This window comes from Ancylobacter sp. SL191 (assembly GCF_026625645.1).
Classification (GTDB): Bacteria; Pseudomonadota; Alphaproteobacteria; order Rhizobiales; family Xanthobacteraceae; genus Ancylobacter.
Genome location: NZ_CP113056.1, coordinates 4,014,502 through 4,027,466, shown reverse-complemented (window position 1 = coordinate 4,027,466; position 12,965 = coordinate 4,014,502). Strand labels below are relative to the sequence as shown.

Annotated in this window: 13 protein-coding genes; 8 read left to right on the top strand and 5 right to left on the bottom strand. The window is 68.5% G+C overall.

Features of this window, described 5'->3' with window-relative positions; translation table 11 throughout:
* Nucleotides 1-13: 13 nt before the first annotated feature.
* Both OU996_RS18400 and OU996_RS18395 read left to right on the top strand, forming a co-directional pair.
* Complete coding sequence (locus OU996_RS18400) at nucleotides 14-679, top strand: hypothetical protein (protein WP_267583040.1); 666 nt, start codon at nucleotides 14-16, stop codon at nucleotides 677-679.
* Nucleotides 680-816: 137 nt separating this feature from the next.
* Nucleotides 817-1,155, top strand: a complete 339-nt coding sequence (locus OU996_RS18395; RefSeq protein WP_267585751.1) for a hypothetical protein — start codon at nucleotides 817-819, stop codon at nucleotides 1,153-1,155.
* Between the two features lie 85 nt (nucleotides 1,156-1,240).
* On the opposite strand, the gene OU996_RS18390 is transcribed toward OU996_RS18395, so the two are convergent.
* Nucleotides 1,241-2,926 (bottom strand): amidohydrolase, encoded by a 1,686-nt coding sequence (locus tag OU996_RS18390; protein ID WP_267583039.1) that lies wholly within the window; start codon nucleotides 2,924-2,926, stop codon nucleotides 1,241-1,243.
* Between the two features lie 388 nt (nucleotides 2,927-3,314).
* Nucleotides 3,315-4,178: a quinoprotein dehydrogenase-associated SoxYZ-like carrier gene (locus tag OU996_RS18385; protein WP_267583038.1), complete on the bottom strand. Its 864-nt coding sequence runs from the start codon at nucleotides 4,176-4,178 to the stop codon at nucleotides 3,315-3,317.
* A gap of 264 nt (nucleotides 4,179-4,442) precedes the next feature.
* Here OU996_RS18385 and OU996_RS18380 point away from each other — a divergent pair, with 264 nt between their 5' ends.
* Nucleotides 4,443-4,799 carry a hypothetical protein gene (locus OU996_RS18380; RefSeq protein ID WP_267583037.1) on the top strand — a complete coding sequence of 119 codons (357 nt, stop codon included), beginning with the start codon at nucleotides 4,443-4,445 and terminating at the stop codon, nucleotides 4,797-4,799.
* A 51-nt stretch (nucleotides 4,800-4,850) separates the two neighbouring features.
* On the opposite strand, the gene OU996_RS18375 is transcribed toward OU996_RS18380, so the two are convergent.
* Complete coding sequence (locus OU996_RS18375) at nucleotides 4,851-6,143, bottom strand: alpha/beta hydrolase (protein WP_420712650.1); 1,293 nt, start codon at nucleotides 6,141-6,143, stop codon at nucleotides 4,851-4,853.
* Between the two features lie 300 nt (nucleotides 6,144-6,443).
* Here OU996_RS18375 and OU996_RS18370 point away from each other — a divergent pair, with 300 nt between their 5' ends.
* Nucleotides 6,444-6,665: a hypothetical protein gene (locus OU996_RS18370; protein WP_267583036.1), complete on the top strand. Its 222-nt coding sequence runs from the start codon at nucleotides 6,444-6,446 to the stop codon at nucleotides 6,663-6,665.
* A gap of 78 nt (nucleotides 6,666-6,743) precedes the next feature.
* On the opposite strand, the gene OU996_RS18365 is transcribed toward OU996_RS18370, so the two are convergent.
* Both OU996_RS18365 and OU996_RS18360 read right to left on the bottom strand, forming a co-directional pair.
* Nucleotides 6,744-8,294, bottom strand: coding sequence for an alpha/beta hydrolase (locus tag OU996_RS18365; RefSeq protein WP_267583035.1), 1,551 nt, complete (start codon nucleotides 8,292-8,294; stop codon nucleotides 6,744-6,746).
* A 14-nt stretch (nucleotides 8,295-8,308) separates the two neighbouring features.
* Nucleotides 8,309-9,322: an AI-2E family transporter gene (locus tag OU996_RS18360; RefSeq protein ID WP_267583034.1), complete on the bottom strand. Its 1,014-nt coding sequence runs from the start codon at nucleotides 9,320-9,322 to the stop codon at nucleotides 8,309-8,311.
* Nucleotides 9,323-9,545: 223 nt separating this feature from the next.
* Between OU996_RS18360 and fgd the strand changes: the two genes are divergently transcribed.
* Genes fgd through cofC form a run of 4 tightly spaced genes read left to right on the top strand, consistent with a single transcriptional unit; the run spans nucleotide 9,546 to nucleotide 12,942 of the window.
* A complete protein-coding gene (gene fgd, locus OU996_RS18355) occupies nucleotides 9,546-10,547 on the top strand; it encodes a glucose-6-phosphate dehydrogenase (coenzyme-F420) (RefSeq protein ID WP_267583033.1) in 1,002 nt (333 codons plus the stop codon).
* Between the two features lie 6 nt (nucleotides 10,548-10,553).
* Nucleotides 10,554-11,306, top strand: coding sequence for a coenzyme F420-0:L-glutamate ligase (gene cofE, locus OU996_RS18350; protein ID WP_267583032.1), 753 nt, complete (start codon nucleotides 10,554-10,556; stop codon nucleotides 11,304-11,306).
* Nucleotides 11,303-12,250: a 2-phospho-L-lactate transferase gene (cofD, locus tag OU996_RS18345; protein WP_267583031.1), complete on the top strand. Its 948-nt coding sequence runs from the start codon at nucleotides 11,303-11,305 to the stop codon at nucleotides 12,248-12,250. The genes cofE and cofD overlap by 4 nt, the downstream gene beginning before the upstream one ends.
* Nucleotides 12,247-12,942 carry a 2-phospho-L-lactate guanylyltransferase gene (gene cofC / locus OU996_RS18340; protein WP_267583030.1) on the top strand — a complete coding sequence of 232 codons (696 nt, stop codon included), beginning with the start codon at nucleotides 12,247-12,249 and terminating at the stop codon, nucleotides 12,940-12,942. Before cofD ends, cofC begins: the two co-directional genes overlap by 4 nt.
* Nucleotides 12,943-12,965 lie beyond the last annotated feature (23 nt).

The following is a 12,965-nucleotide window of genomic DNA, read 5'->3' as shown; positions in this document are numbered from 1 at the left end:
GGGAGTAACGCCGATGCGGCGCCTTGCCTTCATCCTTGCCGCCGCTCTCCTCTCGAGCCCCGCCAGCGCCGTGCCCACCGGCAATCAGGTGTTCTTCGAGGCGCCCTATCTGATGCGCGTCGCGCCGGGCACTACGCTGAACTATGTCTACAAGCACGTCACGACGAAAGCGGACCTCGGCGAGAGCTTCGAGGAAACTCTCGACATGGAGGTGACCGCGCCGTCGGATGACGCCAGCAAGCGCATCGCCAGCGTCGAGATCCATCGCGGCGCCCGCGAGAGCGAGGCCGGCCCGTTCCCCACCATGAACGGCAACCCGATCTCGCTCGTGCTGCTGGAACGCGACGTGAAGGAGATGGCGCAGCTCAGCAAGGGCAGCCCGTTCTACCTGCGCAACCGGCTGCGCGACCATCTCGGCACCGGGACGGTGGAGCCGGCGAGCTTCACCTTCGACGGAAAGACCATCGAGGGCTGGAAGCTCATCATGACCCCCTTCGTGGAAGACCCGAACAAGGACAAGATGCTCGAGCTGGCCAATCGCCGCTACGAGTTCCTGTTCTCCGATGCCGTGCCGGGCGGGCTCTACTCGATCCGCGTCGTCACGCCCGCCAAGGAAGGCGGCGGCAACATCATCGAGACCAGCCTGACGCTGACGGGCGCCACCCCGCCGACCAAATGAGCCGGATAACGAGCCGCGCCAATCGCGGCCGGGAGGAAACCATGCGCATCATCGCCGCCACCCTTCTCAGTCTCGCCCTCGGCATGAGCGCCGCCGCCGCGCAGAGCGCGAGCCCGGCCGATCCCGCCGCCGCCAGCATGGCGCCGACGCCGGCCGGCGTGAGCAAGCCGGCGCCCGCCGCGCCCACCGCCGGCCTCGTCAACGACTACCCCACCGTGGCGCGCGCGGACTATGTCTTCGCCTGCATGGCCGCGAACGGCCAGAGCCGGCAGGCGCTGGAGAAGTGCTCCTGCTCCATCGACACCATCGCCACCATCCTGCCCTACGACAAATATGTGGAGGCCGAGACCATCCTCAGCGTCGGCCAGGTCGCCGGCCAGCAGGCCGAGGTCTTCCGCTCCACCGGCATGTTCCGCGACATGGTCGCCGACCTGCGCCGCGCCCAGGCCGAGGCGGAAGTGACCTGCTTCTATTGAGGGCGTTTGTCCTTGCGGCAGGCTCCGCTCCTGCCGCACGGGCTTCCCCGGCATTGCCGGTTGGCAGGTGCCGGGCAACTCTGCTTCAACCGAAGATCTTCTCGCCGCCGACCCAGGTCTGCGAGACCTTGATCTTCATGATGTCGTCCGGCGCAACCTTGAACGGATCCTGTTCCAGCACGACGATATCGGCTTGTTTGCCGGCCTCCAGCGTTCCGAGGCGGTCGCCCTGACCGATCTGCGCCGCCGCCGCCGAGGTCACCGCTCGCAGCGCGTCCAGCACGGTGATTTTCTGGTCGGGGCCGATCACTGAATTGTCGATCGCACAGTGCCGCGTCACCGCGGTCTGGACGAGTCGCAGCGTGCCCAGCGGCGAGCAGGGGGCATCGGTGTGCAGTGTGAAGGGCAACCCCTCCGTCACGCAGGCGCCCGCCGGGTCCATGAACGCCGTCCGTTCCGGCCCGAAGAGCTGGTCGCGATAGGCGGCGCCGTAGAGAAAGACGTGGTTCATCAGGAAGCTCGGCTCGACGCCCAGTTTCTTCATCCGCGCCACCTGATCGGGCCTCGCCATGGTGCAATGCTCGATCCGGTTGACGCCGGTGGACGGATTGGCCCCGTAGCCGGCCTCGATGGCATCGAGCGCATTGTCGATGGTGAAGTCGCCATTGCAGTGGATCTGCACGGGCCAGCCGGCCGCCCTGGTGGCCGCCACCATGGTCTTCAGCTCGTCCGGGGCATAGTTGGGCTGGCCCTTATCGGTGCCGCCGAGATAGGGGATCGTCTGGGCGCCGGTCTTGGTCTGGTTGGAGCCATCGCCGACGATCTTGATGCCGTAGAGCGAGAAGCGGGAATCAGGAAACAGCGCCGCCTTGGCGCCGCGGCCGAGCGCTTTGTAGGCATCGCCGGCCGCCATGTCGTCATACATTAGGCTGGCGCTCAGGCGCCCGGTTCCCGAGGCGGTCAGCTTGACCAGCCCCTCGATCCAGTCCGGCTGTATGGTGCCGGGCTCATGCGTCGCCGTATTGCCGAGCGCGGCGCTCATCTTGAAATAGTCGGTCATCGCCTTGGTGAAAATCGCCGGCGTGATCTTGGGCAGGCCATGCGCGACGAATTTCAGCATGGCGCTCTCTTCATAGATGAGACCGTTCAGCTTGCCGTCGGCGCCGCGCCCGAAATGCCCGCCACCCGGCAGCATGCCGACATCCTCGGTGATGCCGGCGATCTTGAAGGCGGCGGAATTGGCCGCGCCGTCATGCATGTTGATGTACCAGACCAGGATGGGCCGATCCTTCGACACCCCGTCGAGCTCGGCCATCGACAGATCGCCACCCTGCAGCAGGTTGTCGAAATCATAGGCGAGCAGCCATTCGCCGGCCGGCAGCTTCGCGTCGAGCGCCTTGAGGCTGGCGATCATATCGGCGCGCTTGGGGTAGTTGGTGTAGCCGACATCGGCGAGCAGTTCGGAAAACAGCGCCACGAAGCAGCTATGCTGATGCGGATCGATGAAGCCGGGCAGGAGGGTGCGCCCGTCGAGATCGACGATTGTCGTCGAGGCCCCCTTAAGCCCTGCGATGTCGGCGGCGGAGCCGGCCGCAACGATCTCGCCGCCCTTGATCGCCAGGGCCTCGACGGATGCCGAGCCAGCGGCGCCGAGCGGAATGATCGTGCCGCCCTGGAAGATCGTGTCGGCTCCCCCGGTCGCCTGCGCGGCGGCCCGGTCACCAGGCAGGGCCAATCCTGCCACGCCGGCCGCAGCGCCGGCGAACGCCATGAAACTCCGGCGCGACGGCCCCTCGCGCCAAGCAGATCGCGCGGCCGGCCAGCCGCTGTAAAGGCTCTTGTTGGTGAAGAGGGTTCCGACGCAGACCCGGCACATGATGTTTCCTTGGAGTTTTCATTGTAACTCAGTGTAAACATGAGCAACGTGCTTGCGTAGATCGTTCTGTCAACATGATTGGTGCTATCACCCTGGCCAATTTGTGTCGATCAGGATCGCGGAATGTCGATATGTTCTAAATATGTGTGAGCGGATCAACGGGCGGCATGTGGATGGCACATGGCGCCTGCCCCGCGCCTATGGCGCGCGGCGACGCGTGTACTGTCAGATGTTGCGACCGCGGGGGGAGGTCTCTGAGCTTCCTCCCCCGGGTTCGTCTATCTCACCCTGCCGGCTTCAGCTCGCTCTCGAAGGTGCGTCCGTCGGTATCGCCGGCGCGCACGTCGATTTCCTTGCCGCTCGGCTCGTAGGAAATCTGGATCGCCGGGTCTTCGCTCAGAGAGATGCCGCCGACCATGGAGAACACCAGCTCCTCGCCCTGCCGTACCTCGATATTGTCGACGAACTTGGCGGGGATGTAGCCGCGCGTGATCTGGTCAATCTGCAGCCCGGAATAGTTGGGGTGGCGGATCATCAACTGGATCTGCGACACGCGGCTGGCCTGCGTCGCGTCACCTAGCGGGCGATCATCCACAACGCGCAGCTTCATCTGGCCGAGATTTTTCAGCGCCTGCTCCTCATCCTTCATCGCCGGTGCCGAGCAGCCGCCGGAGGCCTTCACATACCGGGCGCCCATATGCAGCGAGCCGTCGGATAGTTCGGCGACGGCGCGCACATAGCTGTAGGAATTGACCCGCAGCCGCGTGCCGAGCGTCACATCATGCCGCTCGCCGCCGAAACTGAAGGTCGCCGCGACCGGTGCGGGGTTCTCGTCGACGATGAGGGTGAGTTTCTTCACCGTGCGCGTGTCGCCCGCAGGCAGCATCACCTCGGCCTCGATCGGCACCATGGCCGCATCCTCGGCGCGGGTGGGGGCGGTGAGCCGCACCAGCGGGCTCGCCTCCGCAATGGAGCGCTCGCCGAACACGTCGGGCTTGAGCGCCTTCCAGGTCGCGTCCGCGCCCGGCTCCTGCGCGAGGGCGGCGGTCACTGCGAGAAGCGACAGGGCGGCGATGACCGCGAGGCGCGGTACAAGACGAGGCAAAGCAAGCGGCGAAAAACGCGGCAAAGCGTGCGGCGTGGGCATGGCGATCCTCCCGGATGCCCGCTGGATCGTTTCCCGTCCGGCGGTGCGGCAGGATCATACGCGTTTCCGGCGTGGAATGGCAGCACATTGCCGCGAGCGGCGTGCGCGGCTGCGGTAACACAATCGGGGGAGACGGGGCCGGCGAAGCCGATTATGACGGCGGGGACGCAACGGCGCGCCGACATCGCGTCGGCCGGGCTGTCGCTGTCGGTCCTGTCACTCAGCCGGCCGGCCCGTCCCGGCCTTCCGCCGAAGGATGACCTGATGATTTCGCGCCGCTCGCTCCTGCGGGGCTTTCTGGCCACCGCCCTGACCGCGCCCCTCGGCCTCGCCTTGATGCAAGAGGCCGACGCCCAGCCCGCCCCTCCGCCCGGAAGCCCCCCGCCCGGCGCCACGCCGCCTGGCCCGCCGCCGCCCCCGCGCCGCGAGCCCCGTCCGGCGCCGCGCCGTGGTTATATCTGGGTGCCCGGCCACTGGACCTGGTCCGCACGCCACCGCTGGGTGTGGGTTCCCGGCCATTGGGACGAGGCACGGCGCGGCTTCAACTTCGTCGGTCCGCGCTGGGTGCTGCGGCGCGGCCGCTGGGTCTATGAACCCGGCCGCTGGGTCCGCGCCTGGTAAAGGCCTGAGGCGACCACCTTCACGCGACGCAGATATCGTGCGACCCCGCCGTCAGTCGGCGCCGGGGTCGCGCACCGTTTGCTGCACGGAGCGGCCGAGCTCCTGCACCTGCGCGCCGTAATTCTCGCGCGTCGTCGGGTCGATGACGGCGATCGGCGCGCTGACCGCGAGGCCGGCGGCAGCGCCGATGGTCTCGCCCACGCCCATGGCGGCGACGCCGATGCGCTCGCCGAGGCTGACATTGGAGTCGGTCACCGTCTGCCCGTTCACCAGCCGCTGGCCGATCATCTGAACAACCTCCGGCGAGGAGGCGAAGCGGCCATGGTTGAGCGCGTCGCCCGAGCGCATGGCAGTCAGGTCGATCACCACGATGCCGGATTTCTCCAGCTCGCCGTAACGCTCCTGCGCGTTGATAAGGCCGAGCCGGTCGATGCCGCCGGCGATGGTGCTGGAGACCTGCAGCGCCCGGTCGTCGCGCGAGACGAACAGGGTGAACCGCGCCTTGGGCCTCTCCAGCGCCCGCCATTGCGTGGCGAACACGTCCACATCGACATCGGGCGAGGCGAGGATGACATTGCTGATCTTCGCCGGCAGCGTGCCGCGACGGATCGCCATCTGCCGCAGCCCTTCCATGGCGAGCCAGGCGCCCATGGAATGGGCCATGATGGTCACGTCCTTCACGCGTGGATCGCGGGCGACCTGCCAGACCGTCTCCTCGAAGGCGTCGCGCGAGAAGATCGTGCTCTCGCGGTCGAACAGATAGTCGAACACCCGCGCCCGCGACGGCCAGGTGAACAGCACCGGGGCGACATCCGAGCCGGAATCATGGGTGATCTGGGCGAAGCGGTAGACCGCGTCCTCGAAGCGGTTGTTGAAGCCGTGGACGAAGATCAGCACCCGCCCGCTCGGCGGCAAATGCTTGTCGAGCCACGTCTTCGCCGCGCTCACCCCGTCGAGAGGGTCGACATTCAGCGTGGCGAAATCGGTCGCGGGGTTGGCCGGCAGGCGGCGCGGCCATTGCACCTGGCCGATGGTGCGCCGTTCATCGGGCGGGATCGACACGGTGAAGGCGGTGAGCGCGACCTTTTCGCCGCGTTCGCCGGTGAACAGGATGCCGGGATCGGCCGAGGGCGCGCGGGTGGTTGCCACCAGCATCTCGACGCGCGTGGTGTCGGGCGCGGTGTCGGCGATGGGGCTGAGCACGCCGACCGGGCGGCTGGCGCAGGCGCCGAGGATCAGGGCGAGCGCAGCCGCTACTCCGAGGAGCGGCGCACGCAGCGGTCGGCGAGCGATGCCGCCGGCGCTCCTGCCCCGGCCCGCCTGTTCCGTCCAATGACGCATCATACGCGCGTTACGCTTCCTGTTGCCGTCCCTGTCGCCCCGCGCGCTCTTCCGGCGTCGCTGAGGCGATGCGTTACGGTTACAGCCTCACGCACTCCGCCTCAACCCGCAAGCGCGTCGGCTCGCGGCTAGTAGGGCCGGGTGAACCAAGTAGTTCAGGGGCGTCGCGGCCGACGGCGACAACAGAGGCGCGTGGTATTCCAAATAATGCCGCAAGACCTTGCAGGAGACCGCCAGAACTCGATTGTCCGGGCACGTGGGTACCGTTATGAAAGGTAAGCACGTCCTGCAGGAGATTCGAGCATGTCCACGTCGGTTGCCGTCAAGATCGCTGCCTTTTCCATTATGGCGCTCGCCGTTGCCGGCTGCACCACCACCGAGCGCCGTGCCGGCACGGGCGCGCTGATCGGTGGCGGCGCGGGTGCCGTCATCGGCGGCATTGCGGGCGGCGGCACGGGCGCGGCGGTGGGCGCGGCGATCGGCGCCGGCACCGGCGCGGTCATCGGCGCCGCCACCGCGAACTGATCGCCCGACGCTTCCGGAACAAGAAGGCCGCGCCCGAGAGGACGCGGCCTTTTTCATGCGTGATGCTGTGCCGCTTTCTCACGGCGCCGGCGAGGCGGGTGGCGGCTCGATGGGCGGCACCTCGTCCGTCACCGGGCTCGCCATGCCTCCCGCCGGTGGCGCGGTGGTCCGGGCCGGCGGCGGCGCGCCGATATCGGCGGCGATGCGGGCGGCGAGATAGTCGTAGAACGGGTTCGACGACATGCGCACCAGCGCGTCCAGATTGACGATCAGCGCCCCGCGCTCGCCGCGCACCGCCATCGCGCCGAGTTCCAGCCCCTGATTGTCCGCCGGGTCCGGGTTCGAGCCATAGAGCCCGTCCGTTGGCGGGAAGGGCAGGGCGACATGGGAGAGCGAATAGACATCGCGCGGGTAGCTCAGCCCCAGCGCGCGCTCGTTCTCCTGCATGGCGCCGGCGGGCATCGTACGCTCCACCACCGCGTCATTGCCGGCGACATTGGTGATGATGGTGCTCTCGAAGCGGCGCGGCGCCGGCGGCAAGGTGCGGGTCAGCGCGTCATAGGTGGTGGCGCGCAGCAGCGGGCCGAGCTTGGTGTCGCGGTTGATGTCGAACAGCACCAGCTCGCTGCCATTGTCCGGCAGGAGGCCATAGAAGGCGTTGACGATGGCCCGCGTCGAGACGGTGAAGTCCATCACTGACTGGAAGGTGAGCGCCGGCGGCAAATCGCCCAGCCTGCCCGCCTGCGCCCGCCGCGCGATGGAATCCTGCAACGCCGCCGTGAGCCGGTAGGATTGCCGGGCGCCGTTGACCGGGAAGGAGTTGTACTTGAACGGGTTGAACTCCGGGATCACGCCCAGCCACGCCGCCTTGGCGAAGGCGGGCAGCAGCGCCGGCAGACCGGCGAGCCCGGCAAAGCGGGCAAAGGCGGTGATGCCGATCATCGGCGAGATCAGCATCAGCCGGTCGACGCGCGGCTGCTTGGGGTCGTCCAGCGCATCGAGCGCGTATTTCACCGCCAGCGCCCCGCCATTGGAGAAGCCGACAATGTGAAGCTGCCCGGTGTCGCCGGCGCGGCGGCGCGCCTCGCGCACGGCAAGGCGCGTGGCAGCGAGCCAGTCTTCCCACTCCACCGTGGTCAGCCCTGCCGGCACGGTGCCATGGCCGGGCAGGCGAGGGGCGACCACTGCGAAACCGGCGGCGGCATAGAGCCGGCCGATATGGCGCAGGCTGTAGGGGGAATCGGTGAGTCCGTGCAGCAGCACCACGGCCCCCTTCGGCGTTCCCTCCGCGTCGAGCGTGTAGGAGCGGTTCCAGTCGCGGGCGAGGTGCGGCGGGTAGACGACGCTGCCGCTGAAATAGCGGTTGGAGGGGATCCGCTCATCGTCGGGCAGCTTCTGCACCACCTCGCGCTCGACTTCGGTGAAGGCGCGCTCTTCCGCCGCGAGATAGGCGCCCCAGTCCGCCCCATCCATCTCGGCGACGCTCAGCTCATGCGGCACGAAGGTGTGCCAGGGCTCCAGCGGCGCGCCGCTCTGCGCGTAATAGATGCGGGTGCCGATGAAGGTAACGAACACCAGCACCACCGCCACGACCAGCAGCCGCAGGATCAGTCTCAGCTTGCGCAGCATGGAGCGGGTCTCCGTCAGGTGGTTGCGGGCGGCTCGCCGGAGAGCAGGCGCGCTACCCAGCGGCTGCCCTCATACTGCTCGCACAGCGTCAGGGCGGCGATCACCATGGGCACCCCGATAAAGGCGCCGGCCAGTCCCCACATGAACGCCCCGGCGAACACCGCCAGCAGCACGATGAAGGGCGAGACCGCGAGCGCCCGCCCGGCGATGCGGGGTTCGATATAGCTGCCGGAGAGGAACTGGATGACGTTCATGCCGGCGAAGACGGCCACCGCCATCTGCCAGGATTCGAACTGCGCCATGGTGAACAGCGTCGGCATCAGCGTCGCCAGCAGCGGACCGATGAAGGGAATGTAGTTCAGCACGAAGGCGATCACGCCCCAGGCCAGTGCCAGGTCGAGCCCGGCCAAGGCGGCGAAGCCCCAGATGGCGAAGCCGGTGCATAGGCTCACCACGCTGCGCACGCCCATATAGCGGCGCAGCTTTGCCGCAGTCTGGGAGGTCGCGGCGAGCAGGCGCCGCCCGTTCTCGCTGGCCTCGCCCGCCGCCAGCTTGCGGGCAATGACATCGACCTCCAGCAGGCCGAGCATGACATAGATGCCGGTCACCACCGCGAAGCCGAGCATGCCGTTCACCCGCGCGGCTACGCTCTGCAGGAAGCGGATCAGCCAGCCGACATTGAAGGTCTCGACGATGCTGCCGGCGATGATGAGCCCGTGCCCTTCCAGCCAGCCGGCGGCCTCGGCATAGAGCGACTGGAAGCGGCCGGCATTGGCGATCAGCCATTGCGCCGCCCTGCCGAAGCCCCAGAGCGTCAGCGAGAACAGTCCGGCCAGCACAATCAGCGTCACGCCGAGGGTGAGGAACAGCGCCAGCAAATGCGGCATGTGGCCCTGAAGCCGCGCCTGTAGTGGCCAGACCAGCGCCATGATGAAAAGGGCGAAGGCCACCGGGGCGATGAGATCGCCACCGAGATAGACCGCTCCCGCGATCAGGATCGCGCAGGCGATCCCGACCAATACGCTCAAGCCCCGTCCCACCATGCCGCGTCGTCAACTCCCCAGCCCTCGACACTGTGCCGGATAATCGCGCCGGGCGCCAACGACAAAGCTTGCGCACAAACCAGTGGGGTCGCGCGCCTTGATGAGCCCGTGGTGCGAAACTAGATCACTGATCTAAAAACATTTTTGTCGGTATTGTGCTGCAACACAAGATCACTCTATCATTCCCCGTCCTAAGGGAGGCGGCACGGTGCTCAGGCTTGGCTACAAGGCGTCGGCGGAACAGTTCGACTCGCGCACATTGTTGAATTTCGCGGTGGAGGCGGAAGCCTGCGGCTTCGATTCCGTCTTCGTCAGCGATCATTTCCAGCCCTGGCGCCACACCGGCGGCCATGCCCCGGCGGCCTTTCCGTGGATGGGGGCGGTGGGCGCCTCCACCTCGCGCATCCTCATGGGCACCAGCGTGCTCACTCCCACCTTCCGCCATCACCCCTCTATGGTGGCGCAGGCCTTCGGCACGCTCGGCCAGCTTTTTCCCGGCCGTGTCATCCTGGGTGTCGGCTCGGGTGAATCGCTCAACGAGGTGCCAGCTACCGGCGCGCCCTGGCCGGAAATGAAGGAGCGCTTCGCCCGGCTGCGCGAGGCGGTGCGGTTGATCAAGGAATTGTGGAGCGGCGAGCGCGTCACCTTCGAGGGCGAGTTCTACCGCACCGAGCGCGCCACCATCTATGACCGGCCGGAGGTGCCCGTGCCGATCTATGTCGCTGGCGCCGGGCCGATGGTGGCGAAGTTCGCTGGCCGGGTCGGCGACGGTTTCATCTGCACCTCGGGCAAGGCATGGGATCTCTATTCCGAAACCCTGCTCCCCAACGTCGCCGCCGGCCTTGAAGCGGCGGGGCGCTCGGGCGAGGGTTACGCGCGGATGATCGAGATGAAGGTCTCCTTCGACACCGACAAGGCCCGCGCCTTGCAGGACACCCGCCACTGGGCGGCGCTCGGCCTGTCGCCGGAGGAGAAGATGAGCACGGAAGACCCGCTGGAGATGGAAAAGCTCGCCGACGCCCTGCCGCTGGCGCGGGCGGCGAAGCGCTGGATCGTCTCCGACGACCCGGAGGAGCATGTGGCGCGCATCCGCCCCTATCTCGATCTCGGTTTCAACCATCTCGTCTTCCACGCGCCGGGCGAGGACCAGTCGCGCTTCCTGCGGCTTTATGCCGAACAGGTGCTGCCGCGCCTGCGCGCGCTGGCCTGAGGCCCCATGGCGGCGGGCGTCCACCTCGTTGCGCTGGAAGGCCTGCCGCTGATCCAGCCGGGCGACGATCTCGGCGGGCTGCTCGCCGCATCGCTTGAGCGTAGCGGCCTCGCGCTTGGCGACGGCGACGTGCTGGTGCTCGCGCAGAAGATCGTCTCCAAGGCCGAAGGGCGTCTCGTCCGCCTCGCCGACGTCATCCCCTCGCCTGAGGCGCTGCGGGTGGCGGCGGAGGTGCGCAAGGATCCCGCGCTGGTCGAGCTGATCCTGTCGGAGAGCCGGCGCATCGTCCGCGCCCGGCCGCATGTGCTGATCGTCGAGCACCGGCTCGGGCTGATCATGGCCAATGCCGGCATCGACCAGTCCAATGTCGCGGAAGGTTTCGCGCTGCTGCTGCCGGAAGACCCGGACGCCAGCGCCGCCCGGCTGCGCGCCCGCCTCGCGCCGGAGGGCGCGCGCGTCGGGGTCGTCATCAATGACAGTTTCGGCCGGCCCTGGCGGCGCGGCACCACGGGGGTCGCCATCGGCGCCGCCGGCCTGCCGGCGCTGGTCGACCGGCGCGGCGAGGCGGATCTTTACGGCCGCCCGCTTCAGGTGACGATGATCGCCTTCGCCGACGAGATCGCCGCCAGCGCCTCGCTGCTGATGGGCCCCGCCGCCGAGGCCCGTCCCGCTGTGCTGCTGCGCGGGCTGGACTGGCGCGCGGCGGAGAACCCCGCCGCTGATCTCATCCGCCCCGAGAGCGAGGATCTCTTCCGATGACGGACGCTTTTGCCGGCAAGGTCGTCGCGCTGTCCGGCGGCATAGGCGGGGCGAAGCTCGCGCTGGGGCTCGACCGCGTGCTGGCGCCCGGCCAGCTCACCGTGATCGCCAATACGGGCGATGATTTCCGCCATCTCGGCCTGCATGTCTCGCCTGACATCGACACGCTGCTCTACACGCTGGCCGGCCTCGACGATCCCGTGCGCGGCTGGGGCCGGCGGGACGAGACCTGGACCTTCATGGCGGCGCTGGAACAGCTCGGCGGCGAGACCTGGTTCAGGCTCGGCGATGGCGACCTCGCGGTTCATGTCGAGCGCACCCGCCGGCTGGAGGCGGGCGCGACGCTGTCGGAGGTGACGGACGATCTGCGCCGCACGCTGGGCATAAGCGCGGCCATCATACCCATGAGCGACGCTCCGGTGCGCACGCAGGTCGAGACCGAGGAGGGCTGGTACGACTTCCAGCATTATTTCGTCCGCCATCAATGCCGCCCGCGCGTGGTGGGGCTCGAATTCGCTGGCGCGCCCGCCGCCACGCTCGCCCCGGCGGCGGAGGCGGCGCTGGCCGACCCGGAACTCGTCGCCATCGTCATCTGCCCGTCCAACCCCTATCTCAGCGTCGATCCCATCCTCGCCGTGCCGGGCCTGCGCGCCGCCATCGGCGCCTGCCGCGTGCCGGTGATCGCGGTCTCGCCGATCATCGCCGGCCAGGCGGTGAAGGGACCGACCGCCAAGATGATGACCGAGCTCGGTCTCGTGCCCTCGGCCGCCACCGTCGCCGCCCATTATGACGGGCTGATCGACATCTTCATCGTCGACGAGGCCGATGCGGGGCTTGAGGTGCCCGGCCTTTCCGTGGTCAGCACCCCGACGCTGATGCGCAGCCTCGATGATAAAATCGCGCTCGCCCGCATTGTGCTGGCACAGGCGCGGCCCGGCGCATGAGCGCCCCCGCGAGATCGCGCGCGGTGGACGACCTCGTCGCGGTCGTGCCGGTAAAGACATTCGCCCTCGCCAAGCAGCGCCTTGCCCGCACGCTGCTGCCGGCGCAGCGCGAGGCGCTGGCCCGCGCCATGCTGTGCGACGTGCTGGAGGCGCTGACCGGCGCGAAGGGGCTCGCCGCCATCGTCGTCGTCACCGCCGACCCGCAGGCCGGTGTCCTCGCGCAGGATTATGGCGCGCGGCTGATGTTCGAGCGGCGGGTGCGCGGGCTGAACCCGGCGGTGGCGGAAGCCGCCGGCTGGCTGGCGGCGGAACGGCGCGGGGGGATGCTGATCCTGCCCTCCGACATTCCCGGCCTCCGTGCGGCGGAGATCGACCGGCTGGTCGCGGCCCACCCGCCGGGGCGGGCGGTCAGCCTCGTGCCCGCCCATGATAGCGGCGGCACCAACGCGCTGCTCGTCACCCCGCCGGATGCCATGCCCTTCTCCTTCGGCCCGCTGAGCTTCGCCATGCATCAGGCCAATGCGGGGGAAGCTCGTCTGACGCTACGCCATCACGCCCCGGCGGATTTTCCCGGCCTCGCGCGCGATATCGACCAGCCCTGCGACCTCGCCGCCCTCGACGCGCTGCTGGCCGACGGCCATACACGCCGCCTGCTGGCGCGGGAGGAATTTGCGCGCCCCGCTGCCCGGTAAGGCCAGCCGCGCAGCGTGCATGG

Excerpts from the sequence above, each read along its gene's own strand:
- OU996_RS18400 (WP_267583040.1), top strand. The coding sequence starts at position 14 with ATGCGGCGCCTTGCCTTCATCCTTGCCGCCGCTCTCCTCTCGAGCCCC.
- OU996_RS18395 (WP_267585751.1), top strand. The coding sequence starts at position 817 with ATGGCGCCGACGCCGGCCGGCGTGAGCAAGCCGGCGCCCGCCGCGCCC.
- OU996_RS18390 (WP_267583039.1), bottom strand. The coding sequence starts at position 2,926 with ATGGCGTTCGCCGGCGCTGCGGCCGGCGTGGCAGGATTGGCCCTGCCT.
- OU996_RS18385 (WP_267583038.1), bottom strand. The coding sequence starts at position 4,178 with ATGCCCACGCCGCACGCTTTGCCGCGTTTTTCGCCGCTTGCTTTGCCT.
- OU996_RS18380 (WP_267583037.1), top strand. The coding sequence starts at position 4,443 with ATGATTTCGCGCCGCTCGCTCCTGCGGGGCTTTCTGGCCACCGCCCTG.
- OU996_RS18375 (WP_420712650.1), bottom strand. The coding sequence starts at position 6,143 with ATGATGCGTCATTGGACGGAACAGGCGGGCCGGGGCAGGAGCGCCGGC.
- OU996_RS18370 (WP_267583036.1), top strand. The coding sequence starts at position 6,444 with ATGTCCACGTCGGTTGCCGTCAAGATCGCTGCCTTTTCCATTATGGCG.
- OU996_RS18365 (WP_267583035.1), bottom strand. The coding sequence starts at position 8,294 with ATGCTGCGCAAGCTGAGACTGATCCTGCGGCTGCTGGTCGTGGCGGTG.
- cofE (WP_267583032.1), top strand. The coding sequence starts at position 10,554 with ATGGCGGCGGGCGTCCACCTCGTTGCGCTGGAAGGCCTGCCGCTGATC.
- cofD (WP_267583031.1), top strand. The coding sequence starts at position 11,303 with ATGACGGACGCTTTTGCCGGCAAGGTCGTCGCGCTGTCCGGCGGCATA.
- cofC (WP_267583030.1), top strand. The coding sequence starts at position 12,247 with ATGAGCGCCCCCGCGAGATCGCGCGCGGTGGACGACCTCGTCGCGGTC.